Origin of the sequence: Parasphingorhabdus sp. (genome assembly GCF_048269865.1) — a bacterium.
Taxonomy (GTDB): Bacteria; Pseudomonadota; Alphaproteobacteria; order Sphingomonadales; family Sphingomonadaceae; genus Parasphingorhabdus.
In genome coordinates, this window is record NZ_JBLWUA010000008.1 from 153,906 (window position 1) to 180,766 (window position 26,861).

30 protein-coding genes are annotated in these 26,861 nt (G+C 58.4%); 18 read left to right on the top strand and 12 right to left on the bottom strand.

Translation table 11 applies throughout. From position 1 onward, the window contains the following. Window positions 1-120 precede the first annotated feature (120 nt). Window positions 121-792, top strand: a complete 672-nt coding sequence (locus ACN0WW_RS12305) for a glutathione S-transferase family protein (RefSeq protein ID WP_417612898.1) — start codon at window positions 121-123, stop codon at window positions 790-792. 386 nt (window positions 793-1,178) lie between these two features. On the opposite strand, the gene ACN0WW_RS12310 is transcribed toward ACN0WW_RS12305, so the two are convergent. After that, on the bottom strand, window positions 1,179-1,778 hold the full coding sequence (locus ACN0WW_RS12310) for a hypothetical protein (protein ID WP_417612900.1): 600 nt from the start codon (window positions 1,776-1,778) through the stop codon (window positions 1,179-1,181). A 260-nt stretch (window positions 1,779-2,038) separates the two neighbouring features. Then, window positions 2,039-2,770, bottom strand: coding sequence for a bifunctional 2-polyprenyl-6-hydroxyphenol methylase/3-demethylubiquinol 3-O-methyltransferase UbiG (ubiG, locus tag ACN0WW_RS12315; protein WP_417612902.1), 732 nt, complete (start codon window positions 2,768-2,770; stop codon window positions 2,039-2,041). A gap of 68 nt (window positions 2,771-2,838) precedes the next feature. On the opposite strand from ubiG, the gene ACN0WW_RS12320 reads away from it, so the two are divergent. The 6 genes from ACN0WW_RS12320 (at window position 2,839) to ACN0WW_RS12345 (ending at window position 9,605) form a co-directional block, all read left to right on the top strand. Then, window positions 2,839-4,107, top strand: a complete 1,269-nt coding sequence (locus tag ACN0WW_RS12320) for an aspartate kinase (RefSeq protein WP_417612904.1) — start codon at window positions 2,839-2,841, stop codon at window positions 4,105-4,107. A 111-nt stretch (window positions 4,108-4,218) separates the two neighbouring features. After that, entirely contained in the window at window positions 4,219-5,223 is a 1,005-nt protein-coding gene (locus tag ACN0WW_RS12325; protein WP_417612906.1) for an NAD(P)H-dependent flavin oxidoreductase, read from the top strand. Between the two features lie 47 nt (window positions 5,224-5,270). Next, on the top strand, window positions 5,271-5,816 hold the full coding sequence (locus tag ACN0WW_RS12330) for a PH domain-containing protein (RefSeq protein ID WP_417612908.1): 546 nt from the start codon (window positions 5,271-5,273) through the stop codon (window positions 5,814-5,816). Beyond that, the gene (locus ACN0WW_RS12335; RefSeq protein ID WP_417612910.1) at window positions 5,813-7,342 is read left to right on the top strand and encodes a PH domain-containing protein; all 1,530 of its coding nucleotides are present in this window, start codon (window positions 5,813-5,815) and stop codon (window positions 7,340-7,342) included. Before ACN0WW_RS12330 ends, ACN0WW_RS12335 begins: the two co-directional genes overlap by 4 nt. Before the next feature lie 91 nt (window positions 7,343-7,433). Then, the gene (locus tag ACN0WW_RS12340; protein WP_417612912.1) at window positions 7,434-9,185 is read left to right on the top strand and encodes a DUF885 domain-containing protein; all 1,752 of its coding nucleotides are present in this window, start codon (window positions 7,434-7,436) and stop codon (window positions 9,183-9,185) included. Next, the gene (locus tag ACN0WW_RS12345) at window positions 9,186-9,605 is read left to right on the top strand and encodes a hypothetical protein (RefSeq protein ID WP_417612914.1); all 420 of its coding nucleotides are present in this window, start codon (window positions 9,186-9,188) and stop codon (window positions 9,603-9,605) included. A gap of 6 nt (window positions 9,606-9,611) precedes the next feature. Here ACN0WW_RS12345 and ACN0WW_RS12350 read toward each other — a convergent pair whose 3' ends face one another. The 9 genes from ACN0WW_RS12350 to ACN0WW_RS12390 all read right to left on the bottom strand — a co-directional run bounded on the left by ACN0WW_RS12350 (window position 9,612) and on the right by ACN0WW_RS12390 (window position 16,764). Beyond that, window positions 9,612-10,232: a hypothetical protein gene (locus ACN0WW_RS12350; protein WP_417612916.1), complete on the bottom strand. Its 621-nt coding sequence runs from the start codon at window positions 10,230-10,232 to the stop codon at window positions 9,612-9,614. A 54-nt stretch (window positions 10,233-10,286) separates the two neighbouring features. Further along, on the bottom strand, window positions 10,287-10,781 hold the full coding sequence (locus ACN0WW_RS12355) for a demethoxyubiquinone hydroxylase family protein (protein WP_417613065.1): 495 nt from the start codon (window positions 10,779-10,781) through the stop codon (window positions 10,287-10,289). Between the two features lie 37 nt (window positions 10,782-10,818). Beyond that, window positions 10,819-11,304 (bottom strand): disulfide bond formation protein B, encoded by a 486-nt coding sequence (locus ACN0WW_RS12360; protein ID WP_417612918.1) that lies wholly within the window; start codon window positions 11,302-11,304, stop codon window positions 10,819-10,821. Between the two features lie 9 nt (window positions 11,305-11,313). Next, window positions 11,314-12,678 (bottom strand): S41 family peptidase, encoded by a 1,365-nt coding sequence (locus tag ACN0WW_RS12365; protein ID WP_417612920.1) that lies wholly within the window; start codon window positions 12,676-12,678, stop codon window positions 11,314-11,316. Between the two features lie 127 nt (window positions 12,679-12,805). After that, window positions 12,806-14,002 (bottom strand): murein hydrolase activator EnvC family protein, encoded by a 1,197-nt coding sequence (locus ACN0WW_RS12370; protein ID WP_417612922.1) that lies wholly within the window; start codon window positions 14,000-14,002, stop codon window positions 12,806-12,808. 5 nt (window positions 14,003-14,007) lie between these two features. Continuing rightward, the gene (locus ACN0WW_RS12375) at window positions 14,008-14,430 is read right to left on the bottom strand and encodes a 23S rRNA (pseudouridine(1915)-N(3))-methyltransferase RlmH (protein ID WP_417612924.1); all 423 of its coding nucleotides are present in this window, start codon (window positions 14,428-14,430) and stop codon (window positions 14,008-14,010) included. Between the two features lie 12 nt (window positions 14,431-14,442). Then, window positions 14,443-14,766, bottom strand: coding sequence for a ribosome silencing factor (rsfS, locus tag ACN0WW_RS12380; protein WP_417613067.1), 324 nt, complete (start codon window positions 14,764-14,766; stop codon window positions 14,443-14,445). A gap of 92 nt (window positions 14,767-14,858) precedes the next feature. Continuing rightward, window positions 14,859-15,500: a nicotinate-nucleotide adenylyltransferase gene (locus tag ACN0WW_RS12385; RefSeq protein ID WP_417612926.1), complete on the bottom strand. Its 642-nt coding sequence runs from the start codon at window positions 15,498-15,500 to the stop codon at window positions 14,859-14,861. A gap of 10 nt (window positions 15,501-15,510) precedes the next feature. Next, the gene (locus ACN0WW_RS12390) at window positions 15,511-16,764 is read right to left on the bottom strand and encodes a glutamate-5-semialdehyde dehydrogenase (RefSeq protein ID WP_417612928.1); all 1,254 of its coding nucleotides are present in this window, start codon (window positions 16,762-16,764) and stop codon (window positions 15,511-15,513) included. A 234-nt stretch (window positions 16,765-16,998) separates the two neighbouring features. On the opposite strand from ACN0WW_RS12390, the gene ACN0WW_RS12395 reads away from it, so the two are divergent. Further along, entirely contained in the window at window positions 16,999-18,183 is a 1,185-nt protein-coding gene (locus ACN0WW_RS12395; protein ID WP_417612930.1) for a peptidoglycan DD-metalloendopeptidase family protein, read from the top strand. Beyond that, window positions 18,176-18,598 (top strand): bactofilin family protein, encoded by a 423-nt coding sequence (locus ACN0WW_RS12400; RefSeq protein WP_417612932.1) that lies wholly within the window; start codon window positions 18,176-18,178, stop codon window positions 18,596-18,598. Before ACN0WW_RS12395 ends, ACN0WW_RS12400 begins: the two co-directional genes overlap by 8 nt. A 43-nt stretch (window positions 18,599-18,641) precedes the next feature. Here ACN0WW_RS12400 and ACN0WW_RS12405 read toward each other — a convergent pair whose 3' ends face one another. After that, window positions 18,642-20,150 carry a YifB family Mg chelatase-like AAA ATPase gene (locus ACN0WW_RS12405; protein WP_417612934.1) on the bottom strand — a complete coding sequence of 503 codons (1,509 nt, stop codon included), beginning with the start codon at window positions 20,148-20,150 and terminating at the stop codon, window positions 18,642-18,644. Between the two features lie 177 nt (window positions 20,151-20,327). Here ACN0WW_RS12405 and ACN0WW_RS12410 point away from each other — a divergent pair, with 177 nt between their 5' ends. The 9 genes from ACN0WW_RS12410 (at window position 20,328) to dapE (ending at window position 26,853) form a co-directional block, all read left to right on the top strand. Continuing rightward, window positions 20,328-21,059: a hypothetical protein gene (locus tag ACN0WW_RS12410; RefSeq protein ID WP_417612936.1), complete on the top strand. Its 732-nt coding sequence runs from the start codon at window positions 20,328-20,330 to the stop codon at window positions 21,057-21,059. Window positions 21,060-21,180: 121 nt separating this feature from the next. Then, window positions 21,181-21,516, top strand: coding sequence for a PGPGW domain-containing protein (locus ACN0WW_RS12415; RefSeq protein WP_417612938.1), 336 nt, complete (start codon window positions 21,181-21,183; stop codon window positions 21,514-21,516). Window positions 21,517-21,636: 120 nt separating this feature from the next. Beyond that, window positions 21,637-21,771 carry a 50S ribosomal protein L34 gene (gene rpmH / locus ACN0WW_RS12420; protein ID WP_074203543.1) on the top strand — a complete coding sequence of 45 codons (135 nt, stop codon included), beginning with the start codon at window positions 21,637-21,639 and terminating at the stop codon, window positions 21,769-21,771. Between the two features lie 55 nt (window positions 21,772-21,826). Beyond that, entirely contained in the window at window positions 21,827-22,228 is a 402-nt protein-coding gene (gene rnpA / locus ACN0WW_RS12425) for a ribonuclease P protein component (RefSeq protein ID WP_417612940.1), read from the top strand. Between the two features lie 2 nt (window positions 22,229-22,230). After that, window positions 22,231-22,443 (top strand): membrane protein insertion efficiency factor YidD, encoded by a 213-nt coding sequence (gene yidD / locus ACN0WW_RS12430; protein ID WP_417612942.1) that lies wholly within the window; start codon window positions 22,231-22,233, stop codon window positions 22,441-22,443. A gap of 53 nt (window positions 22,444-22,496) precedes the next feature. After that, window positions 22,497-24,356 carry a membrane protein insertase YidC gene (gene yidC / locus ACN0WW_RS12435; protein ID WP_417612944.1) on the top strand — a complete coding sequence of 620 codons (1,860 nt, stop codon included), beginning with the start codon at window positions 22,497-22,499 and terminating at the stop codon, window positions 24,354-24,356. Then, window positions 24,353-24,973 (top strand): ribosome biogenesis GTP-binding protein YihA/YsxC, encoded by a 621-nt coding sequence (gene yihA, locus ACN0WW_RS12440; RefSeq protein ID WP_417612946.1) that lies wholly within the window; start codon window positions 24,353-24,355, stop codon window positions 24,971-24,973. Before yidC ends, yihA begins: the two co-directional genes overlap by 4 nt. A 70-nt stretch (window positions 24,974-25,043) precedes the next feature. Next, window positions 25,044-25,715 (top strand): glutathione S-transferase family protein, encoded by a 672-nt coding sequence (locus ACN0WW_RS12445; RefSeq protein ID WP_417612948.1) that lies wholly within the window; start codon window positions 25,044-25,046, stop codon window positions 25,713-25,715. A gap of 10 nt (window positions 25,716-25,725) precedes the next feature. Further along, on the top strand, window positions 25,726-26,853 hold the full coding sequence (dapE, locus tag ACN0WW_RS12450) for a succinyl-diaminopimelate desuccinylase (RefSeq protein ID WP_417612950.1): 1,128 nt from the start codon (window positions 25,726-25,728) through the stop codon (window positions 26,851-26,853). The last annotated feature ends 8 nt before the right edge of the window (window positions 26,854-26,861 follow it).

Below are 26,861 nucleotides of genomic sequence, written 5' to 3' on the forward strand. Positions count from 1 at the left end.
ATCCCGATACAGGCCCCCGATCCAGGGCACCGGACAGCATATTGATCCGTCGCCCAGCAATCGGTCGGTCCTGCATCAAAGCGCTTCCACAAAATCTCATTCGCGACTAACACGAGCTGTATGTGGCAGTTGTATCAGTTCCCCCTATGTCCGTTTTCCCGCAAAGTCCGCTTGCTGCTGGGCGAAAAATCCGTGGGCTATGAACTGGTCCGCGAATCACCCTGGAATCAGCGCGACGAATTTCTGTCGATGAACCCGACCGGCCGCACACCGGTGATGAAAAACACCAAGAATGATGTCTGCCTGATCGATAGCGTGGCGATTTGCGAATATATCGAGGAAACCGTCGAAAAGGTGCCGATGATCAACGGCACGGCGGTCAACCGGGCCGAGATCCGGCGACTCGTTGCCTGGTTTGACGAGCAATTTTACGGTGATGTCACTGCCCCGATGCTGCACGAGCGGATGCACAAGAGGCTGGTCCGGCGCGAACCGCCGGACGCCAAGGTGCTGCGCGAGGCAATGCGCCGGGCGAACCAGCATCTCGACTATATCGACTATCTGATCGACCACCGCAGCTGGCTGGCCGGCGCGACCATGAGCCTCGCCGACCTTGCCGCCGCCGCGCAGATTTCGGTCGCGGACTATCTCGGAGCCATCGACTGGGCCGGACATGACCAGACCAAAGCCTGGTACGCGATGTTCAAATCGCGACCGTCTTTCCGGCCTCTATTGTCCGAACGCATGGAAGTGATTGCCCCGCCGGCGCATTATGAAAAAGTCGACTTTTGAACTAGCCTAGAGACTTCAGTAACTCATCTATATCGTCGTCTCGACTTGATATTAGAGAATATAATTCACTAATTTTTCTCATGAGTTGAGGGGATGAAGACGACCTTCCCAATATCGATGAGAGCGAAGTGTTTTTCTGGTCGATTTGATGAATGGTTTTTCCATTCAATTTTTTTATAGTCAGACTGACATTGGAAGTGGCGCCGAAAGTTGCCGCAGTCGTCAGTGTATTGTTTGATTCAAAGCTATTCGGATCGCCCTCCAAATAGATAACAAAATCACCAGACCTTGCCTGGAACCGACCATAAGCAGATGATTCCGCCCAAAGCAGCTTCCTACTCTTCGTGTTCGCAAGCAATTTGTCCAATAGTTCAATCAATTGAGGCTCAGCTATCGACACCGGCTTTATCCCTTATCCCAGATTCCAAATTCAATAAGAAAACCTCTATATCACGAAGTTTTGAATTAAGCACTGTGACGTCAAAATCAAACGAATCGTCGGTAATTTTCGACTCTAGATTTTGGCATGCGTCTTGGACAATTGCCAAGTGATCCTTCGCTTCTTCCCTTTGAGTCGACTTCAAATGCTGGCGCGTAACCGCGAGCGCCGCCAAAATCGTTCGGACCCGCTCACAATTTGATAAACCGTACTGCCAATTCTTACCCAATAAACCAGTCTTGGTCTGCTCTGCGATAATTCTGCCTTCACGTAACTGTCCGGAAACATCAAAAGATGCGAGCTCTCCTTTCAGCTTACCTATTGCGGCCTCCGCAGCCCGAGCCGACGACGCTGCTCTTACCAGTTGAGATATAGTGACTCCGAACCCTACTATTGATAGAAAAATCCCAAAAATGGCGATACGCATTGACCAATAATCGAAATTATCATCGCTTAAAAGAGGTTCCACAAAAACGAAAAAAACTACAAAATATAAGAGTGCAAATGCGGCTATTAATCCCGATATCAAAGAAATATTTTTGATCACTGCCGGGCCATTGTTTTCATATTGTTGCGTTACAATACAATATAGCAAAAAGCTAAATCAATATCTATATGCATTATCCGACTTCCAAAAGGGCATACCATTAAACCACTTAACATTTAGCTGAGGCAGCTCTTCATGAGAGCTTCGTCGTCTCCCTCTGGTGCTTGCCCCCCGCGACACCACGTGTCCTGATCTCCCGCTCTACAACACCAAATTTTTTGGGAGAGTCACAAATCCATCACGGCTTTTTGGTTGAAGCTTCAAGCCCGCACCACCGTCATCAGATAGTTGAGCGCGAGATTGTCGGACACGGAAAAGCCGCTGGTCGGACTATAAGACAGGCCGCTGGTATCGATCACCTGCAGTCCCGCCTCGCCCAGCATCTTTTCCAGTTCATCCGGCGTGATAAACTGCTCGTGGTGATGGGTGCCGCGCGGGATCCGGCCAGTCAGCTCGGCCAGCTCCACCAGCATCAGCTTCGAAAGCGCAGTGCGATTGGGCGTCGACAATATCATCAGACCATCATCCGCCATCGCGCGGGCCAGTCCGGCGACAAAGCTCTGCGGATCATCGACATGCTCAATCACTTCGAGAGAGGTAACCAGATCAAAACCCCGGCCCGCAAAATCCTCTATCGCTTCATTGCGATAATCAATATCCAGCCCTTGCGGTTGGGCATGGGCCTGCGCCGCCGCTATATTTTCCGGCGCGGCGTCGAGACCGGTCACGCTTGCGCCCAGTCGCGCCAGCGGCTCGCAGAGCAGCCCCGCACCGCAGCCGACATCAAGCGCCCGCTTGCCAGCTAGCGGTTTTAACAGGCTGCTGTCTCCGTGGAAATGCAGGTCAATGGCATCCCTGATATAGGCCAGACGCACCGGATTCAGCCGGTGCAGCATCGCCGACGATCCCTTCGGATCCCACCAGTCCGCTGCCATCGCACCAAAATGTGCGGCTTCTTCGGGCTTGATCGTGCTGCTACTTGCCTTTGTCATGCCCCCTCTTTATCAGGCTTTTCAATCCTGTTCAGGCCCTTTTTATCGAAAGTTTTACCGACAGCAGTATGGCACGTATCGTGATGAAATTTGGCGGCACCTCAATGGCCGGAATCGAACGCATTCGCCGGGTGGCGCAGATCGTCAAGCAGCAGTCCGACGCCGGTCATGAAGTGGCGGTGGTTGTGTCTGCCATGGCCGGCGATACCGACCGGCTGGTCAATTTCTGCCGCGAAGCCAGTTCGCTCTATGATCCGGCAGAATATGACGTGGTTGTTGCCTCAGGCGAACAGGTGACCTCCGGGCTGCTCGCCATCGCCTTGCAGTCGCTCGGTGCCAAAGCCCGCAGCTGGCTCGGCTGGCAAATGCCGATCCGCACGATTGAGGCGCATAGCAAGGCAAGGATCGATAGAATCGACGCAGAGGCACTGACCACCGCCATGCAAAGCGGCGAGATCGCCATCATTCCGGGCTTTCAGGGCATTAGCGAAGACGGCCGGGTCACGACGCTGGGCCGCGGCGGGTCCGATACCAGCGCCGTTGCCATCGCCGCAGCGGTCAAGGCCGATCGCTGCGATATCTATACCGACGTTGATGGCGTCTATACCAGCGATCCCCGCATTGTGACCCGCGCCCGCAAGCTGAAGACCGTGACCTTCGAGGAAATGCTCGAGCTGGCCAGTGTCGGTGCGAAAGTGTTGCAGACCCGCTCGGTCGGGCTGGCGATGAAAGAAGGCGTGCGCATCCAGGTGCTGTCATCCTTCACCGATGAGAACACCAACTGGACCGCAGACGACCTGCCCGGCACGATGATCGTGAGCGAAGACGAAATGGAGATTGACGAAATGGAAGGCCAACTGATTACCGGCATCGCCCATGACAAGAATGAATCGAAGATCACGCTGACCCGCGTGCCCGACAAGCCCGGCGCGGTCGCCAATATCTTTGCGCCGCTCGCCGACGCCGCGATCAATGTCGACATGATCATCCAGAACGTCGGACGCGAGAAAGGCGAAACCGACGTCACCTTCACCGTGCCTAGCCCCGATCTCGACCATGCGATGCAGGTGCTGGACAGCGCAAAAGAGAGTATCGGCTTCAACCGCCTGATCCCCGACAGCAATGTCGCGAAAATTTCGGTGGTCGGTGTTGGCATGAAGAGCCACGCCGGCATCGCCTCGACGATGTTCAAGGCGCTCGCCGATCGCGGCGTCAATATTCAGGCGATCACCACCTCGGAAATCAAGGTCAGCGTGCTGATCGAGGAAGATTATACCGAACTGGCGCTGCGCGTGCTGCACACGGCTTATGGTCTCGATGCGGAAGACGCGGCCTGATCACACTTTCCCTCCCGTTCAGCGGAGGGGCCAAGGGCGGGGGAGTCAAGGTGACCATCCCCCTCTCCCAACCCTCTCCCGGAAGGGAGCAGGGCTTTAGAAAGAAAAGCAATGACCCAGTCCCAACTGTCCCATCTCATGCAACGCGGCACCGATTTTCTCGGCTGCGAAACCGCGATCATGTGCGGGGCGATGTCCTGGGTGTCGGAGCGCCATCTGGTCAGCGCGATTTCCAATGCCGGCGGCTTCGGCGTGATTGCCTGCGGGGCGATGACGCCGGACTTGCTCGACACCGAAATTGCCGAGACAAAGAAGCGCACCGACAAGCCGTTCGGAGTCAATCTGATCACCATGCATCCCGATCTGATGGATCTCATTGCGATCTGCGGCAAACATGACGTGACGCATGTTGTGCTCGCTGGCGGCCTTCCGCCGAAGGGCAGCCTGGAAGCGATCAAGGAAACCGGTGCCAAGGTGATCTGCTTTGCGCCCGCCATGGCGCTGGCCAAGAAATTCATCCGCTCGGGCGTCGATGCCATCGTCATCGAGGGCATGGAAGCGGGCGGTCATATCGGCCCGGTCTCGACCTCGGTGCTGGCCCAGGAAATCCTGCCGGAGATTGCCGATCAGGTACCCGTCTTTGTGGCCGGCGGTATCGGCACCGGCGAGATGATCGCCGCCTATCTCGAAATGGGCGCGAGCGGCGTCCAGCTCGGCACCCGCTTTGTCTGCGCGCATGAATCGATCGCCCATCGCGATTTCAAGAAAGCCTTCATCCGCGGCAACGCCCGCGACGCGATCACCAGCGTCCAGGTCGATCCGCGCCTGCCGGTGATCCCGGTACGCGCGCTCAAGAACAAGGGTACCGAGGCCTTTACCCGCAAGCAGATCGAGGTCGCCAAACTGCTCGATGCCGGCGAGATAGAAATGGCCGAAGCGCAGCTGCAAATTGAACATTATTGGGCAGGCGCGTTACGAAAAGCGGTCATAGATGGTGATATTGAGCATGGAAGTGTCATGGCCGGACAGTCAGTCGGCATGGTCAAGGCGGAAGAATCCGTGGCCGAAATTATCAAATCCCTGATGGATCAGGCGGAAGCGGCGCTCGCCCGATAGCGGCCAACCGCCTTGCCCAACCACAGCGCCTTGGGCATAGCGGCGAAATGACCGAACATGCTTCCACTTCTTCCATTGCTGATCCGTCGACGGCTTTGGGAGCAGCGCCGGCAAACAGCTATAACCAGGGCCTGACGCCGCTCCATCCCCCGCAGAAAAGACTGATCCGGATCAATATGATCCTTCGTTCGCTGGTCTTGCTCGGACTTGCACTGGCAGCGGAAATCGCGCTGCGGGTGCAGCTTGGAACAGCGCCAGGCCTTGTGCTGATACCCGCTGCGCTGATCGCCCTGATCCAGATCTTCCTGCTGCCCGGCCGCATCTACCGCCGCTGGGGCTATGACATGGGCGACGAGCAATTGCGGGTGCTGCGCGGCTTTCTCTGGCGCACCGACACGATTGTCCCGTTCAACCGGATCCAGCATATCGACGTCGCACAGGGGCCTTTGCAACGCCTGTTCGGCCTGTCGACCCTGATCGTGCACACCGCCGGGACCCACAACAGCATCGTCACCCTGCCCGGCCTCGCGACCGCCGATGCCGAGGATATGCGCGAGACGATCAAGGGCCATATCCGCCAAGACATGATATGACCGACCCGTTCGCCGACCCGGTGCCACGAGCAAGCGCCCCGTTCCAGCACCTGCACCCGCTCAGCATCGTGCTGAAATCCATCGGCACACTGGGCCAGAATCTGTTCGCGATTTTCGTGCTGCATTTCAGCCTGTTCGACCGCAATATCCTTTACACCGGGCTGGCTGCCGCCGCTTTGATCACCTTGGTGGTCGGAGTGACCACGCTGATCTGGTCGCGCTTCACCTATCAGGTTACCGCGAAGGAAATCCGGATCAAGAGCGGCCTGCTCAACCGCAACAACCGCTCGATTCCGTTCGACCGGATTCAGGATGTCAGCCTTGAACAGAAGCTCATCAGCCGCTTGCTCGGTCTCGCCACGGTCGCGCTGGAAACCGGTTCCGGCGGCGGCGAAGATGGCAAACTCGATGCACTGGCGCGAGCCGACGCGGAGACGCTGCGCGACACGATCCGCGATTATAAAGACGGGCTGAAGGCCGACGATATCGAGCAGGCCCATGATCCTGATGCGGCAGAGGCACCGCCCCTGTTTGCGATGGACAATCGCCGGATTTTGATCGCCGGCCTGTTCAACTTTTCCTTCGTGTTGCTGGCGATCCTTGGCGCTGTCGCCCAGAATCTCGACTTCCTGCTGCCCGACGGTTTTTTCGACCCGGGCAAATGGCTGGACGCTTTGCGAGGAACAGACTTCATCAATGGATATAGTTCATGGGCACGAATCGGCGGTGCGATTGCCGCCATTCTCGCGCTGGTCGTCGTCGGCCTGGTCAGCGGGATCGTCCGGACCTTCGTGCGCGAATATGGCTTTCGCCTGGACAAGGTCGTGAGCGGCCAGCCCGGTTTCCGGCGGCGGCGCGGACTGTTCACGCTCACTGACATGGTCATGCCTATCCACCGTGTTCAGGCCGCGATCGTGCAAACCGGTCCGGTGCGGCAACGCTTTGGCTGGCACCACCTGAAATTCATATCCCTGGCGGCGGATGCCCATGGCGAAACTGACCATAGCGCCGCGCCATGCGCCAGGCTGTCGGAGATCGACCCGATCCTGACAGCATCAGCGATCCACGCGCCCTCTTCCGATCTGGCTTTTCAACCGGTCAATGCCGCTTTCTGGTGGCGGCGCGCGATCCTTCTATCGCTGCTGTTTGCGGCGATCGCATTGGCTGCCGGGTTGCTTCTGCATCGCGGCTTTTTTGCGATCGCACTGCTGATCCTGCCGCTGTGCCCGCTGCTGTTTCTGGAATGGCGCCATCATCAATATGCGCTCACCGATCGCCAATTGTTCATCCAGACCGGATGGTGGCGACGGCGGCTGACGATTCTGCCGCGGCGCAAGATCCAGACCGTTGATGTCAGCCAGTCACCGCTCGATCACCCGCTGAATCTCGCGACGGTGAGCATCGGTATCGCGGGTGGATCCGCAATTCGGCCGGTGATGATCCAGACCATTGGATTTGCCGAGGCGATGGATCTGCGGCGGCAGCTAATCCACCAAAAGGATGATCAGACGGCTTCCGCAGAATGAGTTGCTTGAGCGTTGCGGACCGATTAGGCTTGGCACTTGGAGAATGGCCATCGTCGTCGGGTGATGTGAAAACGAAAAAAAGGGGCAATATATGCGCAAGATGAATTGGGCTGCGGGAACGGCAGTGATGATGGCGTTCGCAACGCCGGTGGCGGCGCAGGACAACAGCGCTCTCAAGGATATTGTTGACCAATATTGGGCCTATCAGCTGGAGCAATATCCCGAATTTGCCTCCTCGCTCGGAGTCGACGACCCGATCGGCCGAGTGACCGACGCCAGCCTGCAAGCCGAAGACGCTCGCGTGGCAAAAGCAAAACAGTGGCTAGCGCGACTGGACGCAATCGATACCAAGACGCTCAGCGAGGAAGACAAGACCAACTATGGCATCTTGCGGCGGACACTGGCAGAGCAGATCGAAGCCAACGGTTATGGCCAGCGGACGATCAATTTCACCAATCGCGGCGGCTGGCACCAGAGTTTTGCCAGCATGCAAAACAACCTACCGTTCCGCAACACCCAGGACTATCAGACCTACGTCAATCGGCTGAAACAATATGCGCGGGTCAACGATCAATCGATCGCAGTGGCCAACCAGGCCTTGGCCGGAGGCTATGTCCAGCCCTGTGTGTCGATGGAAGGCTATGAAACCAGCATCTCCGGCCTGATCACCGAGGACCCTCGCGAATCCCGCTTTTTCGAGCCGTTCAAGCGGAAAGTGCCGGAGGGCATGGATCCGGAGGAATTTGAAGCCCTGGCAGGCAGCGCGATGATGACCATTGGCGCGCTGATCAATCCGGCCCTGAAGAAGCATCTCGACTGGTATACCAAAGAATATGCGCCGAAATGCGCCAAGGCACCCGGCATATCGGTGCAGCCAGGCGGTGCAGAATATTATAATTTCCGCATCCGCCAGATGACGACCACCGACAAGACCGCAGACGAAATTCACAAAATAGGCCTGAGCGAAGTGAAACGGATCCGCGCCGAGATGGTCGAGGTCGCCAAAGAGGCGGGCTATGACACGCGCGAGGCGTTTATCGAGCATCTGCGCACCGATCCGCAATATTATGCGAAAACGCCGGAAGAGCTGATGGAAAAGGTCGCCCGGGTGAACAAGACGATCGATGGCAAAATGCCCTCGATCATCGGCAAGCTGGCGCGGCTGCCTTATGGTATCAAGGAAATTCCGGCCGAAACCGCAGAAGGCACGACCACCGCTTATTATAATCCCGGCTCACCCGATGTCGGCATCGCCGGCTTCTATTATGTCAACACATCCAAGCTGGACCAGCGCCCGTTCTGGGAAATCCCGGCCCTGAGCGTGCATGAGGCCGTGCCCGGCCATCACCAGCAGATCGCGCTGCAGCAGGAACTGGATATGCCGGACTTCCGCAAATATGGCGCGTTCTTCACCGCCTTTGTCGAAGGCTGGGGCCTCTATTCGGAGCGGCTCGGCATCGAGATGGATCTTTATGATACGCCGGCCAAGAATATGGGCCGCCTCTCCTACGAAATGTGGCGCGCCTGCCGGCTGGTGGTCGACACCGGCATCCACAGCAAGGGCTGGAGCAAGCAGCAAGCGATCGATTTCATGACCGACAATACCGCGCTCAGCGCCGCCAATATCGAGGCCGAGGTCAATCGCTATATCAGCTGGCCGGCCCAGGCACTGGCCTACAAGATGGGCGAACTGAAAATCCGCGAGCTGCGCGCAAAGGCGACCGAAGAGCTCGGCGACAAGTTTGACTTGCGCGAATTTCACGATGTCGTGCTGGGTCAGGGCGCAGTGCCGCTGGATATGCTGGAAGCCCAGGTGAACCGCTGGATTGAAGGGAAGAAATAGATGCGCTCAGTTCAGGCAATTTTACTGGCGATCAGCGTCGCGACGGCGACACCTTCGCTGGCGCAGGCCACACCGGAAGCTTTGGCCAATGACGTTCTGATGGCATACAAGCAGGGCGATACAGACGAATTTAGCAAACTGGTCACCGCATCCCCGCTGCTCAACAACACCCCTACGCTCGCCGCCCAGATAAAGAGCAATCTGGCGACATTGCTGGATCTATATGGACCGGTTGAAGGCTGGGACCTTGTTCGGACAAAATCTGCATCCCAACGCTATGTCGAGAAGAGCTACATCATTTATCAGAATGAATATGCCACACGACTGCAGCTGACATTCTACAAAAAGTCTTCGGGATGGATCATCACAAGTTTCAAGATCGACGACAGCATCGACACGTTGCTCGAATCAACCGACTGATTCCGTTCAGTCGTCGTCGGGGCCGGGCGTCTCATCCGCTCCCGGCGGGACGGCAAGATCATTGGTCGCATCTTCCTCGGCATCCGCGGCATCCAGCCGTTCACGGGCCGCTTCCGCTGCCTCTTCGCGGGCTTCGCGGTCGGCTTCGATTTCCAGGACGCGCTCTTCTACCGCATCGGCCTCCGCATCAATCCGCGACAGGCGTTTCTGGCGCTCTTCCTCGATCAGCTGTCCCCAGTTGACCGTGTCATCAATACCCTTTTCGGCATAGGCCTGACGCAACAACTCCTGCGTACAGCCAGTGAATCCGCCGGCACCAGTCGGCGAGCAGCTGCTCGTTCCGGATTTTCCGACATATTCGTAGGATTTGACCCTTTCCGACCAGGCCTGGTTCTTGGCTTCGCCCAGTTCGCCCCCGCGCAGGGTTTCGGGAATGCGATAGCGTTCATTTTCGTCCTTGCGGGCGCAGACGACAATCTCGTTATCCGTGCTCGGCGGACAGGGGTCGTCCCCGTAAATGACCAGCTGATTGACCCGATCACCGGCCTGATCCTGCGCCTGTGCCGGAAAGGCCAGCAAACCCGCGCCTGACAGTGCCGCAGCGGAAATAACAAATTTCTTCATCATAACAGTTCCTATGTCCTGACCGGCGTGAACCGGCGCTGAAGCGGATCACGCTTCCTAAATTCGTTTCGACAATCCAATTGCAACCCGGCAGCCCAACCGGATCGCTGCGCTCAACACCGGATAGCCTGGCGTCTCTTCCGCACCCGATGCGATGGCCGTTGCCTTATGCTCCAATTCCTCCTCGCGAAACTCCGCAATCATACCGGTCAGTTCGGGATCATCCTCCGATTCGAGGGCATCGAGCTGTTCCTGATAATGGCGGTCGATTTCGGTTTCGACTGCCGCCGTACATGCCATAGCAGCGCGCGGCCCCATGGCTGCGGTCGTCGCGCCCAGCGCATAGCCGGCCATTTTCCAGAACGGTTGCAACGCCGTCGGCCGAACGCCGCGCTCCACGATCATCTGATCGAAAGCATCCAGATGCCGCTGCTCCTGATCGGCCATGTGGTGGATCGCGCTGCTATGCGGAGCATCATCACCCATCACGGCAAGCTGCCCCTTGTAGATTTGCGCAGCGCCATATTCGCCCGCCTGATTGACGCGTATCATCGAGGCGATATCGGCTTTCGTTCGTCCCAGTTTTGTTTCAGCCACTAACTGCGCTCCTTCGGCTCTTTGCCAGCAAGATGGCGATGAGGATAGCACCGCCAACGGAAAAGAGGAAATTGAAACCGGCCAGTGAAATGCCAAACAACGACCATGGCGCGACGTCGCAGCGCACCAGCGGCGCGTTCATGATGGAATCCAGCATATCGCCGCCGGCCGGCATATTGGTGGCACAGGACGTCAGCCCTTCCCACCAGTCATATTCGACACCGGCATGGAAACCGCCGATCAGACCACTGACCAATATCGCCAGCGCCGCTGCGACGACCAGCGGCATTGCCCATCTTGTCGTGCGAAACAGCAAAGCCGCAAAGGCCAATATGATCGCGACAAGATGCGGCCATCTTTGCCACATGCACATTTCACAAGGATAGAGCCCAAAGCCATATTGGCCGATCAGCGCGCCGCCAAGCAACGATACGGGAAGCAGAAAGGCCAGCCAGGTGGCGCTGCGAAATGCTGCCATCAGAGGCCCCTAGTTTTTCGCCACCACGGTTTTCTTGGCGTTCTTTTTCGCCGCCTTGTTCATCGCCATTTTCAATCCGTCCGGGCCAAGCCGTCCAATGGTCTGCAGCGCATAATGCAGCTGGAAATCATCGACGCCCTGCTCCTTCAGCTCTTCAGCGGTCTGCTGGAAGCGTGGATCATCCTTTCCGTCTTCCTCCAGCACGTCGTCTTTCAGCTTGATCTCGTTGACCAGATGACGCCGCAGGTCGGACTCCCGGAACCGGGGCCGGGTCTTGTAATCAGGATCGGACAATTGCGGCACCATGATGTCGGGCTCGATGCCGCCTTCCTGCACCGACTTGCCCGATGGCGTATAATAGCGCGCGGTCGTCAGGCGCAGAGCGCTGTCGTTGGACAGGGGCAGCAATGTCTGCACCGAACCCTTGCCAAAGCTGCGCTCGCCCATCACCAGTCCGCGATGATGGTCCTGCAAAGCGCCCGCGACAATTTCGGATGCCGATGCCGAACCCGCGTCAATCAGGACAATGACCGGCAGCCCGGCCGCGGCATCACCGCTTTTCGCAAAATAGCGCTCAATGTCGGATTTTTCACGGCCACGCTGCGACACAATTTCACCGCGGGACAGGAATACATCAGATACGGAAACCGCTTCATCGAGCAGACCGCCGGGGTTCGACCGCAGATCCAGCACATAGCCGAGGGGTTTCTTGCCCAGCGCCTTGTCGATGCCGGTGATCGCAGCGGCGACATCGGCACCCGTGTCATTCGAGAAGCTGTTGATGCTGATCACACCAATCTGGTCCTTGACCTCCCAGGTCACTGGCTTGAGGTCGATGATCGCACGTTTCATCGAAAGATCGAACGGCTTGTCACGACCGGGGCGGACGATGGTAATGGTGATCGGCTCACCGGGCTTGCCGCGCATCTCTTCGACCGCCTCGTCGAGCGTGCCGCCATAGATCAGCTCACCATCAATATGGGTGATGAAATCGCCGGCTTTTACGCCTGCCTTGTCCGCCGGTGTATCCTTGAACGGCGCGATCACTTTGACAGCACCGTCTTCGAGCGTCACCGAAAGGCCAAGGCCACCATAATTGCCGTCGGTCTGGGTCCGCAGATTTTCAAAATCGCGCGCATCGAGAAAGCTGCTGTGGGGATCGAGGCTGCCGAGCATGCCTTCAATCGCGCCCTTGATCAGATCTGCATCGTCCACCTGATCCACATAGTCATTCCGCACCCGTTCAAACACGTTCATGAATTGCTCCATCTCACGGTAGGTGTTGGCATCCACTGCGGAGATCGCCGAAGTTGTGGCGGGCAAAAGCGCGACGGTCAAAACAAGGGCGGCGGCTTGCAGTACGGGCTTTTTCATCAATTCTGTCCTGTCGGTATAGATCGGTGCCAAATATAGTCTGGAATCATCTGTAAAGCCAAGCAGCTTAACCAATAATGACGCACGCGATCGACGAACAACGATTTTTGACTCTTTTTAGCCCGATTCAGCCGATCAGGGCGGCAATGTCGATTGGCCTGCCATTGCGGCGCAGTTCGACGGTCACCTTGGGATCGTCGGCTCCCGATTGACCGACCGGCGCGCCCTGCACCACCTGGTCGCCGACCGCGACACTGCTGGTCGCCATATTGGTAATCAGACTGGTCCAGCCAGCGGCATGTTCGATGATCAGGATATTGCCATAGCCGCGATACCGCCCGGAATAGGCTACCCGACCGGCGGCCGGGGCGACAATCTGCGCGCCGGGATCCACGGAGAGGGTCAGCCCGCGCGAGCGATAGCCGCTATCGGATATTTCCCCCAGGCCAGTTACAATCTCGCCAATCACCGGCAAGCGATAGGCGGTGGCGACATCTTCAGCCTGCTGCGGCTCAGCAGCTGTTGGCTCCGCCCCCTGCCCGGGCCTCAGCATCGGGCCATCCAGTGCAGCGAGCGATTCGCGGACGGCACCGCTTTCACGAATCTGGTCCATCAGATCCAATATGTCGCGCGCCTCTTCGCCAAGTGCCAGCGCCTGCTCCTGCTCGAGCCCGGCATCGTTGGAAAATTGCTCGGCGTTGATCCGTTCGCTCGCTTCCATTCTGGCCAATTGCTTTCTTTGCTCGGTCAGCCGGCGCTGGCTCTGGTCAAGCGACGCGACCGCCTGTGCCGCCTGCTCCCGCAACTGCTCTCCCTGGCGGACTTCGTCGCGCAGGCTCGCGGTCCGCCGTTCGATTTCCGGCATCACGGCAGACAGGATCGAACGCATATAAATAAGCTCATCGAGCGACCGCGGCTCGACCAGCGCGAGAGCAGTCGGCTTGCGGGTCATCATCTGCAGCGCCGCCGTCAGCCTGATCATCGGCCCCTGTTTTTCCGCCAGCCGCTCTCTTTGCCGCCGTTGCAGCTGGCTCACGATAGCGATGCGGGTCCGGGCGGCCTTGATATCGGCTTCTGCTGCCTGGATACGGGCCGCAAGTGCCGCCGCTTCGCTGGCGATCCGGTCGGCATCATTGTTGGCCGCTTCTGCCTGCCGCCGCAAGGCCAGGCTGCGCTGACGGGCCCGTTCGGATTGTTCGCGCGCCGTAATCAGGCTGCGTTTCTGTTCTGCAAGCGTTGGTCCCTTGGTCTGCGCAGAGAGCAATGCGGTTCCGGCAATTGTCAAACCGGCAGCCATGATCAGCGCAAGAACAGAGCGAACCATGAAGCTCACCCTTCCCTGTGATAGGGATGGCCGGCGATGATCGATGTCGCGCGGAACAATTGCTCGGCGAGCATCGCCCGTGCCATCATGTGCGGCCAGGTGGCCTTGCCAAAGGAAAAGAAATGATCGGCGCTGGCCCGCTCTTCCGCACTGAGGCCATCTGCAGCCCCGATCAGGAATCGCGCCTCGCGCACACCATCGTCACGCCAGTTGGACAGTAATTTGGCAAATTTGCTCGATGTCCAGTTTTCGCCAGCTTCGTCCATCGCGATTATCTTGGTCACACCTTGCAGCTTGGGGGATTTTCCGCCCTGATCCGGGAGTTCGCTGATCTTTACCTCCCAGCCTATCCGCTTGATATAGCGGTCAACCAGCTCCGCCTCCGGGCTCCGGCCGATTTTGCCGCGGGCGACAATATGCAGTCTCATCGCCCGGCGATATCAGGCTTCGACGACTTCCGGCGCTTCGCCTTCCTCGTCGACAGCCCACATCCGTTCCAGATTATAGAAGCTGCGCACTTCCGGCCGGAATAGATGCACGATAACATCACCGGCATCGATCAACACCCAGTCGGCATTGGCCAGACCTTCGACCCTGGCTGTGCCACCGGCTTGCTTGATCCGCTCAGCCAGTTTCTGCGCAATGGCTGCAACCTGCCGGGTCGAACGCCCCTCGGCGATTACCATATGGTCTGCAATATTGCTTTTGCCTGCCAGCGGGATCGAGACGACGTCCTGCGCCTGATCATCGTCAAGCGATTTCATGACCAGCGCGTGGAGTGCGTCAGACTCGGCCTTCCCTTCCTCAGAAGTGGCCGATTTCAAAGCTTTTACCTTCGGTTTCGTCAACGTATATCCTAATCTTCTGGGCCAATCAGCCGACGGGTCACCGCGTCCCTGACGCGGCGATCATCATATTGCTGATGCCAATGGGGCCGAGCCATCCGGATCGCGGTGGCTGAGCGAGGGTCGGGACGATAGCGCAAGAATGTCAGCGCCGGCGTACTCCAGCTGGTCCAGTTACCACGCTGGCTCGCGGGGTGGACGAAGCGCCGAAGCCAGGCCATTGCGGGAGCCGCAAAAGCATCGTCATCATAGCCGGGTCGTGATATAACTGCAATCGGCAATAATCGGGCTATCTTTCGCCAGTCTTTCCAGCGGTGAAATTGGGCCAGATTGTCGGCCCCCATGATCCAGACAAATTGCCGTTTCGGATAGCGCCGGACCAGTTTGCGCAAGCTGTCATAGGTGTAGCGCGTACCGAAATCCCGTTCGATCGCCGTCGGCTGGATCTTGCTGCGGCGCGCCATCTCTTGGGCGGACGCCAGACGGGCGTGCAAGGGCGCCATGTCCTTGGCACCTTCTTTCAGCGGATTGCCCGGCGAAACCAGCCACCAGAATTCGTCGAGCTCAAGCTGCTCCATCGCAAACAGGCTGATCGAGCGATGCGCTCCGTGCGCCGGGTTGAAGGAGCCGCCCAGCAGGCCGGTCGTTTTCACCGGGTCCGGCTCAAGGGCGTGTTTGCCCGGTGCCGCGCACCACCCATTTATAGGTGGTCAGTCCTTCCAGCGCCACCGGGCCACGTGCATGCAGGCGACCGGTGGAGATTCCGATTTCAGCACCGAGTCCGAATTGTCCGCCATCGGCAAACTGGCTCGAGGCATTGTGCATCACGATTGCGCTGTCAGCACGCAGGATGAAATCTTCTGCCATCTCCGCGTCTTCGGTGACAATCACGTCGGTATGGTGCGAGCCGTGATCAGCGATATGGGCCAGCGCCTCATCGGCACCATTCACCATCTTCACGGACAAAATGGGGGCAAGATATTCGGTATCCCAGTCGGCCGCGTCAGCAGAAACGACCCGCTCGTCCAGCTCCAGCACCGAATCATCGCCGCGCAGTTCGCAGCCCGCTTCCAGCAACGCGCGAACAAGAGGGCCGGGCGCAGGATAGTCCTGATCGATCAGCAGTGTTTCCATTGCGCCGCAGATCCCGGTCCTGCGCATCTTGGCGTTAACCGCAATCGCCAGCGCCTTGTCGGGGTCGGCGTCCTTGGCGATATAGGTGTGACAAATGCCGTCGAGATGCGCCAGCACCGGCACGCGCGCTTCGTCCTGGACCCGCTTGACCAGCGACTTGCCGCCGCGCGGAATGATGATATCGATCAGCCCGCTGGCCTTCAGCATCGCCCCGACCGCGGCCCGGTCCGTGGTCTGCACCAGCTGGATAGCGTCCGCAGGCAATCCTGCTTCGACCACGCCTGCGACCATCGCGTCATAGATCGCACCATTGCTCTGGATCGCTTCCGATCCGCCACGCAGGATTACCGCATTGCCCGACCGCAGCGCCAGGGCAGCGGCGTCGGCAGTAACATTGGGCCGGCTTTCATAGATGATGCCGATGACGCCGAGCGGCACCCGTATGCGTTCCATGACCAGGCCGTTCGGGCGTTCGGTGCGGTCAATCAACTGTCCGACCGGATCGGGCAGCACCGCGACATCATCGACCGCTGAGGCAATGGCTTCCAGTCGATCCGCATCGATCATCAGACGGTCGAGCATCGAATCGCTGAGGCCGCGTTCGCGCGCACTGTCCATGTCGCGCTGATTGGCGGCGATGATCGTGTCTTGGCTGGCGCGCAGATGGCGTGCGGCCGCGGCCAGAGCGGCAGACTTTTGCGAATCGCTCACTCCAGTCAGTTGGGAAAAGGCAGAGCGCGCCTTGCGCCCCATGTCGGTAATTAGTTTTGCAGAATCTGTCATAGGCGGCTGCTAGCATGGCTGCAGAACCAATTTAACCCATAATCTCGACATCTCTTGGCTCGAAATGGCAGCCCGTTACGCCGCCGAAACGCCAAAATGCGCAATGAGTTCCATCGCACGGCGCAACTCATCGCACGACTCGTTCGACTCGTCACGAGTCACCCGTTTGCGATTCGCTTGGGGAGGCCCCCTCTGCTACCGGGTTCCGGGGATTACGAATTACAACGGCGGGTCATGCACAAACACAATACCAGACAAGGGCTGAAAGCCCGGCTGGACCATATGTTTACCGATCGCGAGTTCTTCATGCGATCGCACGGACAGGTCCGTTTTCTCACCATATCAGCGACATTGCAGAAACGCGTGTTTTACTCGGCCGCGGCGGCACTCGCCATATGGTTGGTGATCACATTGGCAATGATGGTCAACCAGCTGACTGTCAGCGGAGAGCGCACCGCGCTTGCCCAGAAAGAGGCGGAACTCCACAGCGCCGAAAGCCGGGTCACCAGTTACAAGGCTTCAATTGACGACGTCGCTGCCGATCTTGAACAGCGTCAGGACGTGCTCGACCAGATGACCGAGCAGTTTATCGGTGAGCAACCGGCCTTGGACGACCAGAAGCAGAGCGAAGAAAAATTATCGGAAAACACACGCAAGATCAGCACCGCCTTTCCGGAAGCGGCCCATCTCGCAAAACTTGAAGCACGACAGATCCGTTTTGCCCAGCGCCTTACCCAGGCGGCCAAGCAACGCACCGAACAGGCGGCGGAAGCGATTCGCAAATTCGGACTCAATCCCGACAAGCTGAGCAAAAGTTCTACCGATGCCATGGGCGGCCCGTTGATTCCTCTCTTCAAAGACAAGAACAAAAAGCTCCACCCCACGTTCGAACGACTTAACCTGGCGCTGCAACAGATGGATTCGCTGGAACGGACTTTGATCGCGATCCCGTCCGGCAAACCCTCCAGCACTGGCATGATTTCGAGCAGCTTCGGCTATCGCCGTGACCCGTTCACCGGCGGCGGTGCGATGCACAGCGGCATCGATTTCAAAGGACCGCTGGGCCAGCCAATTCTCGCGGCTGCCGGCGGCAAGGTGACGCATGCGGGATGGAAATCCGGCTATGGCAAAACCGTCGAAATCACACATGGCAACGGATTGATGACGCGTTACGCGCATCTTTCCCGGATCGGCGTGACTAAGGGGCAAAAAATCGAACAGGGCATACAATTGGGAGCGATGGGCAGTACCGGTCGCTCGACGGGCACGCATTTGCATTTCGAAGTGCGGCTCAACGGACGCGCCATCAACCCCCGGCCATTTTTGGAGGCGAACACAGATGTTCTCAAGATCAAAGCCATCGCGCGACAACGTGCCAAATCACCAAATCGCACCGAGTCAGGCGCCGACCGTGGCTAGAAGCAGCGGCACCAGCGGATCCAGTTTCTCGATCATCGGTGACGGCATTGTCATCACCGGCAATATCGAATCGAAAGTCGATCTGCATATCGACGGCGAAGTGATCGGTGACGTCAAATGCCTGTCCCTGGTGCAGGGGCCATCGAGTAAGATCAAGGGCGCGATCGTCGCCCAGAATGCCAGCCTGTCGGGCTCGGTCGAAGGCTCAATCGATGCTGGCGACCTCGCGATTGCCTCAACCGCTCGCATCGGCGGCGACGTCACCTATGAAAATGTGACGATCGAGCAAGGCGGCCATGTCGACGGCAAGTTCAAGCACCGCAGCAACAAGTCGCCCAATCTCGCCAAATCAACCGTCAACATGAATGAAATGGCGATTCCGCTGGAGCTGAAGGCCGACGATCAGGCGGCCTGATTGCACTTCTGCCAGACGCGTCTGGCATTGACTGTGCCGCTCCCTAATTGCGAGGGGCTTGCCGCCGATAGCTGAGCGCTTCCGCGACATGCAGGCGACCGACGATATTGGCACCCGCAAGGTCGGCAATGGTGCGCGATACTCTCAGCACCCGGGTGTAACCGCGCGCGGACAGCCGCATTGCTTCGGCAGCCTGCGCCAATAAATGCCGTCCGGGTTCGTCGGGTGTCGCATATTTTTCCAGCGCATCGCCGTCAATTTCAGTGTTGGTCCGCATGTCCAGATCGGCATAGCGCTGATTCTGGATCAACCGCGCTGCTGCGACCCGCGCCGCCACAGCCTCGGATCCCTCGCTCGGCGGCGGCATGGTCAGGTCGGCGGCGGACAAGGCGTCCACCTCGATATGCAGATCAATGCGATCGAGCAGCGGACCCGACACCTTCGCCTGATAATCGGTCGCACAGCGTGGGGCCCGCGAACAGGCCAGCGCCGGGTCACCCAAATGGCCACAGCGGCAAGGGTTCATCGCTGCAATCATCTGCACCCGCGCCGGAAATGTGACATGGGCATTCGCTCTGGCCACGCTGACCTCTCCGGTTTCGAGCGGCTGCCGGAGCGAATCGAGCACCGCCCGCTGGAACTCCGGCAGTTCATCCAGAAACAATACGCCGAGATGCGCCATGCTGACTTCACCGGGACGCACTTTCAGCCCGCCGCCGACCAGCGCCGCCATCGAGGCGCTGTGGTGCGGTGCGCGAAAGGGGCGCTGGCGTGACATCTGACCACCTTCCAGCGTGCCGGCGACCGATGCGACCATCGACACTTCCAGCGCCTCGGCTGGCGACAGGGGCGGCAAAATCCCGGGTAAACAGGAAGCAAGCAATGACTTTCCCGATCCGGGCGGCCCGTTCATCAATAGATTGTGTCCGCCGGCTGCAGCGATCTCCAGCGCCCGTTTCGCCGTTTCCTGCCCCTTCACGTCTTTCAGATCGGGTCCATAATCGGGTTCGGGCACTGCGCCGGTTTCTGGCGGCGTCAGGATCGACTGGCCCTTGAAATGGTTGAGCAGCGCCAGCAGATCTGCCGGCGCCAATATCTCGACATCGCCGGCCCAGGCGGCTTCCGAACCCTGCAGCGCGGGACAGATCAAGCCAAGATTCTTGCCCGATGCATGCAGCGCGGCCAGCAACACGCCGGGCGTCACCGCCAGTCGACCGTCCAGCGACAATTCGCCAACCACGATATAGCTGGCCAGCGTTTCGGCATCGATAATGCCCATCGCGCCGAGCAATGCCAGTGCGATAGGCAGGTCGTAATGCGAGCCGGCTTTTGGCAGATCGGCAGGCGACAAATTGACCGTTATCCGTTTTGGCGGCAGCGAAAGCCCCATCGCCGCAATCGCTGCGCGCACCCGTTCGCGGCTCTCTGCCACCGCCTTGTCCGGCAAGCCAACGACGTTGAATGCGGGCAATCCCGGTGCAACCTGACATTGCACCTCGACACCCCGCGCCTCCAGTCCAAGATAGGCCACCGTCTGAACCAGCGCTACCATGATAGCCGCCCCAATTGCATGACGAAAACACTGGCGGCGACAACGGAATGTGTCGAGCCTCAACCGCATCTTGGCCGTAACCGTCAACAATCAGCGTCCTGCCAGCGACCGGATGGTTAATATCGGGTAACTTTAGTCCACTACTTCGTTGAAGGCTTAAACCTGCATAACAGGGTCATGAACAATAATCATCCGACAACCCTGTTACCCACCAGCCTCCCGTCAAAGAATTTGAATGCGAGTGTGCTGGTCAGTGCTTTGCTGCTTTTTGTTTCACTTCTGGTCCCTACCCAACCCGCCTTTAGCGCCAGCAGCTACATCGTTACAGAGACGGTCGAGATTATTGAATATGATCTGGATGAGCCGCAAGCGCAGGCAACGCCGGCGACTGCGGCTTACGGTCAATATGGCCCGTTTCGCGTAATTTCAGCGGATACAGTGGAAATGACCGGTACCGTGGACAGCTACACACCCGCACTGTTTCAGCAGATGATGAAACATTTCCCCGCGATCAAGCGCATCGAAATGCTCGATTGCGACGGGTCAGTGGACGAGGAAGCCAATCTCCGGCTCGCCAGAATGATCCGCCGGGCCGGGATCAGCACCCATGTGCCTGCGAACGGTTCCGTGCGGTCCGGTGCGGTTGAGCTATTTCTCGCCGGTGTTACCCGGACAGCCCATCGCAATGCAGAATTCATCGTGCACAGCTGGATGGACGAATACGGACGCCAGGCAAATGACTATCCCGCCAATGCTCCGGTCCATGCAGAATATCTCGATTATTACACCGATATGGGCGTGCCCTCCAGCACCGCGAAAGCGTTTTATGAGCTGACCAACAGTGTTCCCTTCTCGGAGCAACTGCGCTTGTCCCGGAACGATATGGCGCGCTTCCAGATGGTGCACTAGTCTGCAAAAAATCGTTGCCCGTTCACGCTTTATGCATCTCCGGGAACGATAATCTCCTCCACGCGCTTTAGTTAACAGAGCAAGCTTGCGGGTCTGCGCGCGAAGCACCAAGTGGAATGAGATGAACGGCAAAATCGATAAAAAGCGTTGGAAATATACGTCCGGGTCCCGTTTCCTGCTTTCGGTGCTCGGCTTCACGCTGATTCTGATTTCGCCGATCATCGGAGCCATCCCCGGGCCGGGCTTCATCATTGTCTTTCCGATCGGTCTGGCTCTGGTGCTGCAGAATTCCCGCTGGGCGAAAAAGCGCTATGTCGATTTCAAGCGCCGCTTCCCGAATTATGGCAAATGGACTGACTGGGCGATGCGCAGACGACATCACAAGACCTTGCCCGACGATTTTGAACTGCCGCTTTTCGGCAAAGTGAAAACCGGCAAGCGGGACAAGAAAGTTTAGGGTTACGACCTGTCGCAAACGCTTGACTTTCCGCGCCTGGCTGCCTAATCGCAGCGACAACGTATCGGCCGCAGCTTTTGGCGGCCTTTTTTATCGAAATTTTGACGTAGGATATTCGCGATGAAGCGTACATTTCAACCGAGCCGCCTGGTCCGTAAACGGCGCCATGGTTTCCGCGCCCGCAAAGCAACCGTCGGCGGCCGCAAAGTGCTGGCAGCCCGCCGTGCTCGTGGCCGCAAGAAGCTCTCTGCCTAAAACCAACGTGTCCGCTCGTGCTGCGCCTGCCGCAGCACCTCTATCGCCGGATCCCTTGGACGAGAAGCAGCCTTCGTCTGATTCGGCGCGCGCCGCTGCCAGTCATTCCATAGAAGTGATTCGCAAGCGCCCGGATTTTCTTGCTGCCAATCGCGGCAAGCGATTCGTTACCAACAGCTTTGTCTTGCTGGCACATCGGCGTCGGGCCGATCACCCCATCTCGTCGCAAACGGTCCGCTTCGGTATCACGGTCACCAAGAAGATCGGCAATGCCGTGACGCGCAACCGGATGAAGCGCCGCTTTCGGGCTTTGCTCGCGCAATGCTTGCCCGCTCACGGTATCGCAGGAGCCGATCATATCATGATCGGCCGCAAAACCGATCAAGAGGCGGATTTTGCAGCGATGAAGGCTGATTTGGAGAAGGGCCTGAAATATCTGGCGAAGAAGCTGGACTAGCCATGCTCAAGACCGTTTTGATCTTCTGCGTGCGATGCTGGCAAAGGGGTCCATCGCGATTATTGCCACCGACATGCCGCTATATGCCGACATGCAGCGCCTATACGATCGAAGCGATTGAGAAACACGGTGCAATTAAGGGTAGCTGGCTGGGAGCTAAACGGCTATTGCGCTGCCATCCTTGGGGAAGCTCGGGTTACGACCCTGTGCCTTGATACCCTGAACACCGATCCTATTTGCAACAAATGGCCGAAAGCGGGACGATATAGTGGACGATAAGCGTAATATTATCATGGCGGTGCTACTCACCGGGATCATTCTGTTTGGCTGGCCGTTGATGATGGAGCGGTTTTTCCCGGACATGGCGAACAAAAACGAGGTCGTCGAGCAGGCCAACGCGCCCGCAAACGACCAGGTTGGCGACAAGACCGGTACGCCGGTTAGCGCTCCCGCCGCTGGCAGCACGGACATCACAACCGGACCGGTTTCCGACAAGATCAGACCATTGGCAACCGTTCTGCGCGAAAACCCGCGTGTCCTGATAGACACACCGCGGGTCAAGGGTTCCATCAACCTCAAGGGCGGCCGCATTGATGATCTGACGCTGTCCGATCATACGGTCGACATGAGCAAGGACAGCAAGCCTGTCCGGCTCTTTTCTCCCTCAGGGACCCAGGACGCCTATTTCAGCCGCGTTGGCTGGGCGGGCGATGGCGTTGCTGTCCCCGATGACAACACAATCTGGTCCGCCGACGGCAGTCGCTTGACCCCGGAAACGCCGGTTACGCTGACCTGGTCGAACGAGACCGGACAGACCTATGCCATCAAGCTGTCGATCGACGACGACTATCTCATTACCAGCGAGCAAAGCGTTACCAATCGCGGCGCAAATCCGGTGGCGCTGAGACCCTATGGCCTGATCAACCGGAAGCGGGATCTTAATAATATTCCGCCCAGCGAAGCCAGCACCTGGACCATCCACTCCGGCCCTGTCGGCGTCTATGAAGGCGCAGCGAACTACGATGTAGACTATAAAAATCTCGCCGGTGAAGAACCCGGATTTTTCGCGCGGCTGTTTGGTACGTCCGCCGTTGCCGGGACCAACAGCTATGACAAGGACGTCAGCTGGCTTGGCTTTACCGACAAATATTGGCTGAGCGCCCTGATCCCCGACAATGTTAACGATGTCGATGCCAAATTCCGTTCTGGCGGCAGTGATATTTTCCAGGCCGAGATCGCGAAAAAGAGCGCAAAGATCATCGCCCCCGGTCAGCAGCTGAAAACAACGACCCGCCTGTTCGCCGGCGCCAAAGAAAATGCCGTATTGGTAAAATATCAGGAAAATCTTGGCATCACCAATCTCGACCGGGCAATCGACTGGGGCTGGTTCTACTGGTTCGAAAAACCGCTTTTCTATCTGCTCAACTGGCTGTTCAAGCTGGTCGGTAACTTCGGCGTGGCAATCATTCTGATGACCTTCATTGTCCGCGGCATCATGTTCCCGATCGCCCAGAAACAGTTCGCGTCCATGGCCCAAATGCGCGCCGTGCAACCGAAGATGAAGGCGATTCAGGCGAAATATAAGGACGACAAGCAGCAACAGCAGCAGGAAATCATGAAGCTGTACAAGGAAGAGAAGGTCAACCCGCTAGCCGGCTGTCTGCCGATCTTCCTGCAGATCCCGATCTTCTTCGCACTCTATAAGGTGCTGATGCTGTCGATTGAAATGCGCCACCAGCCCTTCATCCTCTGGATCAAGGATCTCAGCGCGCCCGATCCGCTGACCCCGGTCAATCTGTTCGGCCTGCTGCCGTTCGATCCGCCGACCTTCCTCGCGGTGGGCATCCTGCCGATCCTGATGGGCATCACCATGCACCTGCAGTTCAAGCTGAACCCGGCGCCAATGGATCCGATGCAGAAGCAGATTTTCAGCATCATGCCGTGGATATTGGTGTTCATCATGGCACCATTTGCCGCCGGCCTGCAGCTCTACTGGACGGTGTCCAACACGCTGACCATCCTGCAGCAGAAGTGGCTCTATTCACGCCATCCGCAGATGAAAGAGGCAATGGCCAAGGAAGCAGAAGAGAAGGCGCGCAAGGCAGCGGCTGACAAGGCGAAAGCATGACGTCGCTGCACCCGAAGCTGTTCTCCGGCCCGATCAGCTTTCTGAAAAGTGCACCGCAGCTGCAGTTTTTGCCCGATCCGGATGTGCCTGAGATCGCCTTTGCCGGCCGGTCGAATGTTGGCAAGTCGTCGCTGATCAACGCGCTGACCAACCGCAACGGGCTGGCGCGCACGTCCAATACGCCGGGACGGACGCAGGAGCTGAATTTCTTCGACGTCGGCGATCCGCTGATCTTCCGGATCTGCGACATGCCCGGCTATGGCTTTGCCAAGGCTCCGCCGAAAGTGGTCCAGAAATGGCGCTTTTTGATCAACGATTATCTGCGCGGGCGGGCTGTGTTGAAACGCACCTTCGTGCTGATCGACTCGCGCCATGGCATCAAGCCGGTCGATGAAGAAGTGATGGAGATGCTCGACAAGGCGGCCGTGAGCTATCGCGTGGTGCTGACCAAGGTGGACAAGGTCAAGCAGGAAGCATTGGACATAACGGCGGAAAAGGTCGCGGCGATCGCCAAGAAACATCCCGCCGCCCATCCCGACTTGCTGCTTACCTCTTCGGAAAAGAAACAAGGCATCGATGAATTGCGACTGGCGGTGCTGGAAGCCGTAGAAAGCTGAGCGCCCGAAACCGCGTGGCCTGAAAAGGCTTTTCTCGACACAGCCGATTTTATTTGATTATGGGTGATCTATGAAACTGATAATCGGAAACAAAGCCTATTCCAGCTGGTCGATGCGCGGCTGGCTGGCGTGCAAACAGTCGGGCCTGTCCTTTGAAGAACTGACCGTCCCGCTCTTTGGCGACGACTGGGATCATGTCCGGGAGAGCGAGAATTTTGCGCCCTCCGGCGGCAAGGTACCGATATTGTGGGACGGCGAGACGGTGGTCTGGGACAGTCTGGCGATCATCGACTGGCTTGCCGACAAGACCCATCGCGACCGTTTCTGGCCAAAAGACGAAACCGCCCGCGGCATGGCCCGCTCCATGGCGGCGGAAATGCACTCGGGCTTCATGGCACTGCGCCGCCAATGCCCGATGAACACACGGAAAATTTACGAAGGCCTCTCGTTCAGCGACGAGGTCAAGACCGACGCCGCGCGGGTGATCCAATTGTGGGCGCAGGCACGCGCGCGCTTCGGCGGCGGCGGACCGTTTCTGTTCGGCACCTATGGCGCCGCCGACATCATGTATGCGCCGGTCGTCTCGCGCTTTCAAACTTACGGTTTTCGCCTGCCCGGCTTCGCCACCAGCTATATGCAGACCATTCTCGATCACGAATGGACCGCACAATGGATGGAAGCGGCCGAGGAGGAGCCCTGGGTGATCGAGCGGCTCGAGCAACCGGAAGCGGCGAAAGCCTGACCACCGAACGATGACCGCACCAACCGCTCTCGACCTGACGAAAAAGCTGATCGCGCAGCCCAGCATTACCCCTGCGACCGGCGCCGTGTTTGACGAAATGGAAGCGATGCTGAAACCACTCGGTTTCGAGATCAGTCGCTTCGTTGCTGGCGAAGCGCCGGACGGGCCGGTCGAAAATCTCTTCGCCATTCGCAAAGGCGCTGCCGGCTCCCGGCATTTCGCCTATGCCGGTCATCTTGACGTCGTCCCGCCCGGACAGGGCTGGCAAACCGATCCTTTCGTGCCGGAAGTGCGCGGCGATCTGCTGCATGGACGAGGTGCCGTCGACATGAAAGGCAGCATCGCCGCCTTTGTCAGCGCCCTGCAGCAGCTGCCGGACGATCTCGGCACGATCAGTCTGATCATTACCGGCGACGAGGAAGGGCCCGCGCGCTTCGGCACGGTCGCGCTGATGGACTTCATGGCCGAACGCGACATTGTCCCGGACCTCTGCCTCGTCGGCGAGCCGACATCGGTCCACCGGCTGGGCGACATGATCAAGATCGGGCGGCGCGGCTCGGTAAATATGTGGATCACAGTGCACGGGGCGCAGGGCCACGTCGCCTATCCGCACAATGCCGACAATCCGATCACCAAGCTGGGCAGGATATTGAGCGAAATCGATGCGCTGCAACTCGATGAGGGCACCGACTGGTTCCAGCCCAGCAATATCGAATTCACCGACCTCCACGTCGGCAATCCGGCGCATAATGTGATACCGGCCAAGGCTGAAGGCCGGTTGTCGATTCGGTTCAACGACCGACACAGCGGCGAAAGCCTGAGCGCTCTGGTGAAGGAGATTGTCGAACGGCATGGTGGCGAGCTGAGGCCCGTCATTTCCGGCGAACCGTTTCTCACGCCGCCCGGCGAATTTTCCGACATTATCGCGGGCGCGATCCGCGAGATAACCGGCGTCGACCCGGAACTGTCGACCTCGGGCGGCACGTCGGATGCCCGCTTTCTGGCGAAGATCATGCCGGTGGTCGAATTTGGCCTGTGCAACGCGACCATGCACAAACTGGACGAAGCCGTGGCAGTGGATGATCTCGACCAGCTGGCGAAAATATTTGCGCTGATCGTCCGGCGGGCGCTAGCCTGAAGCGCCGA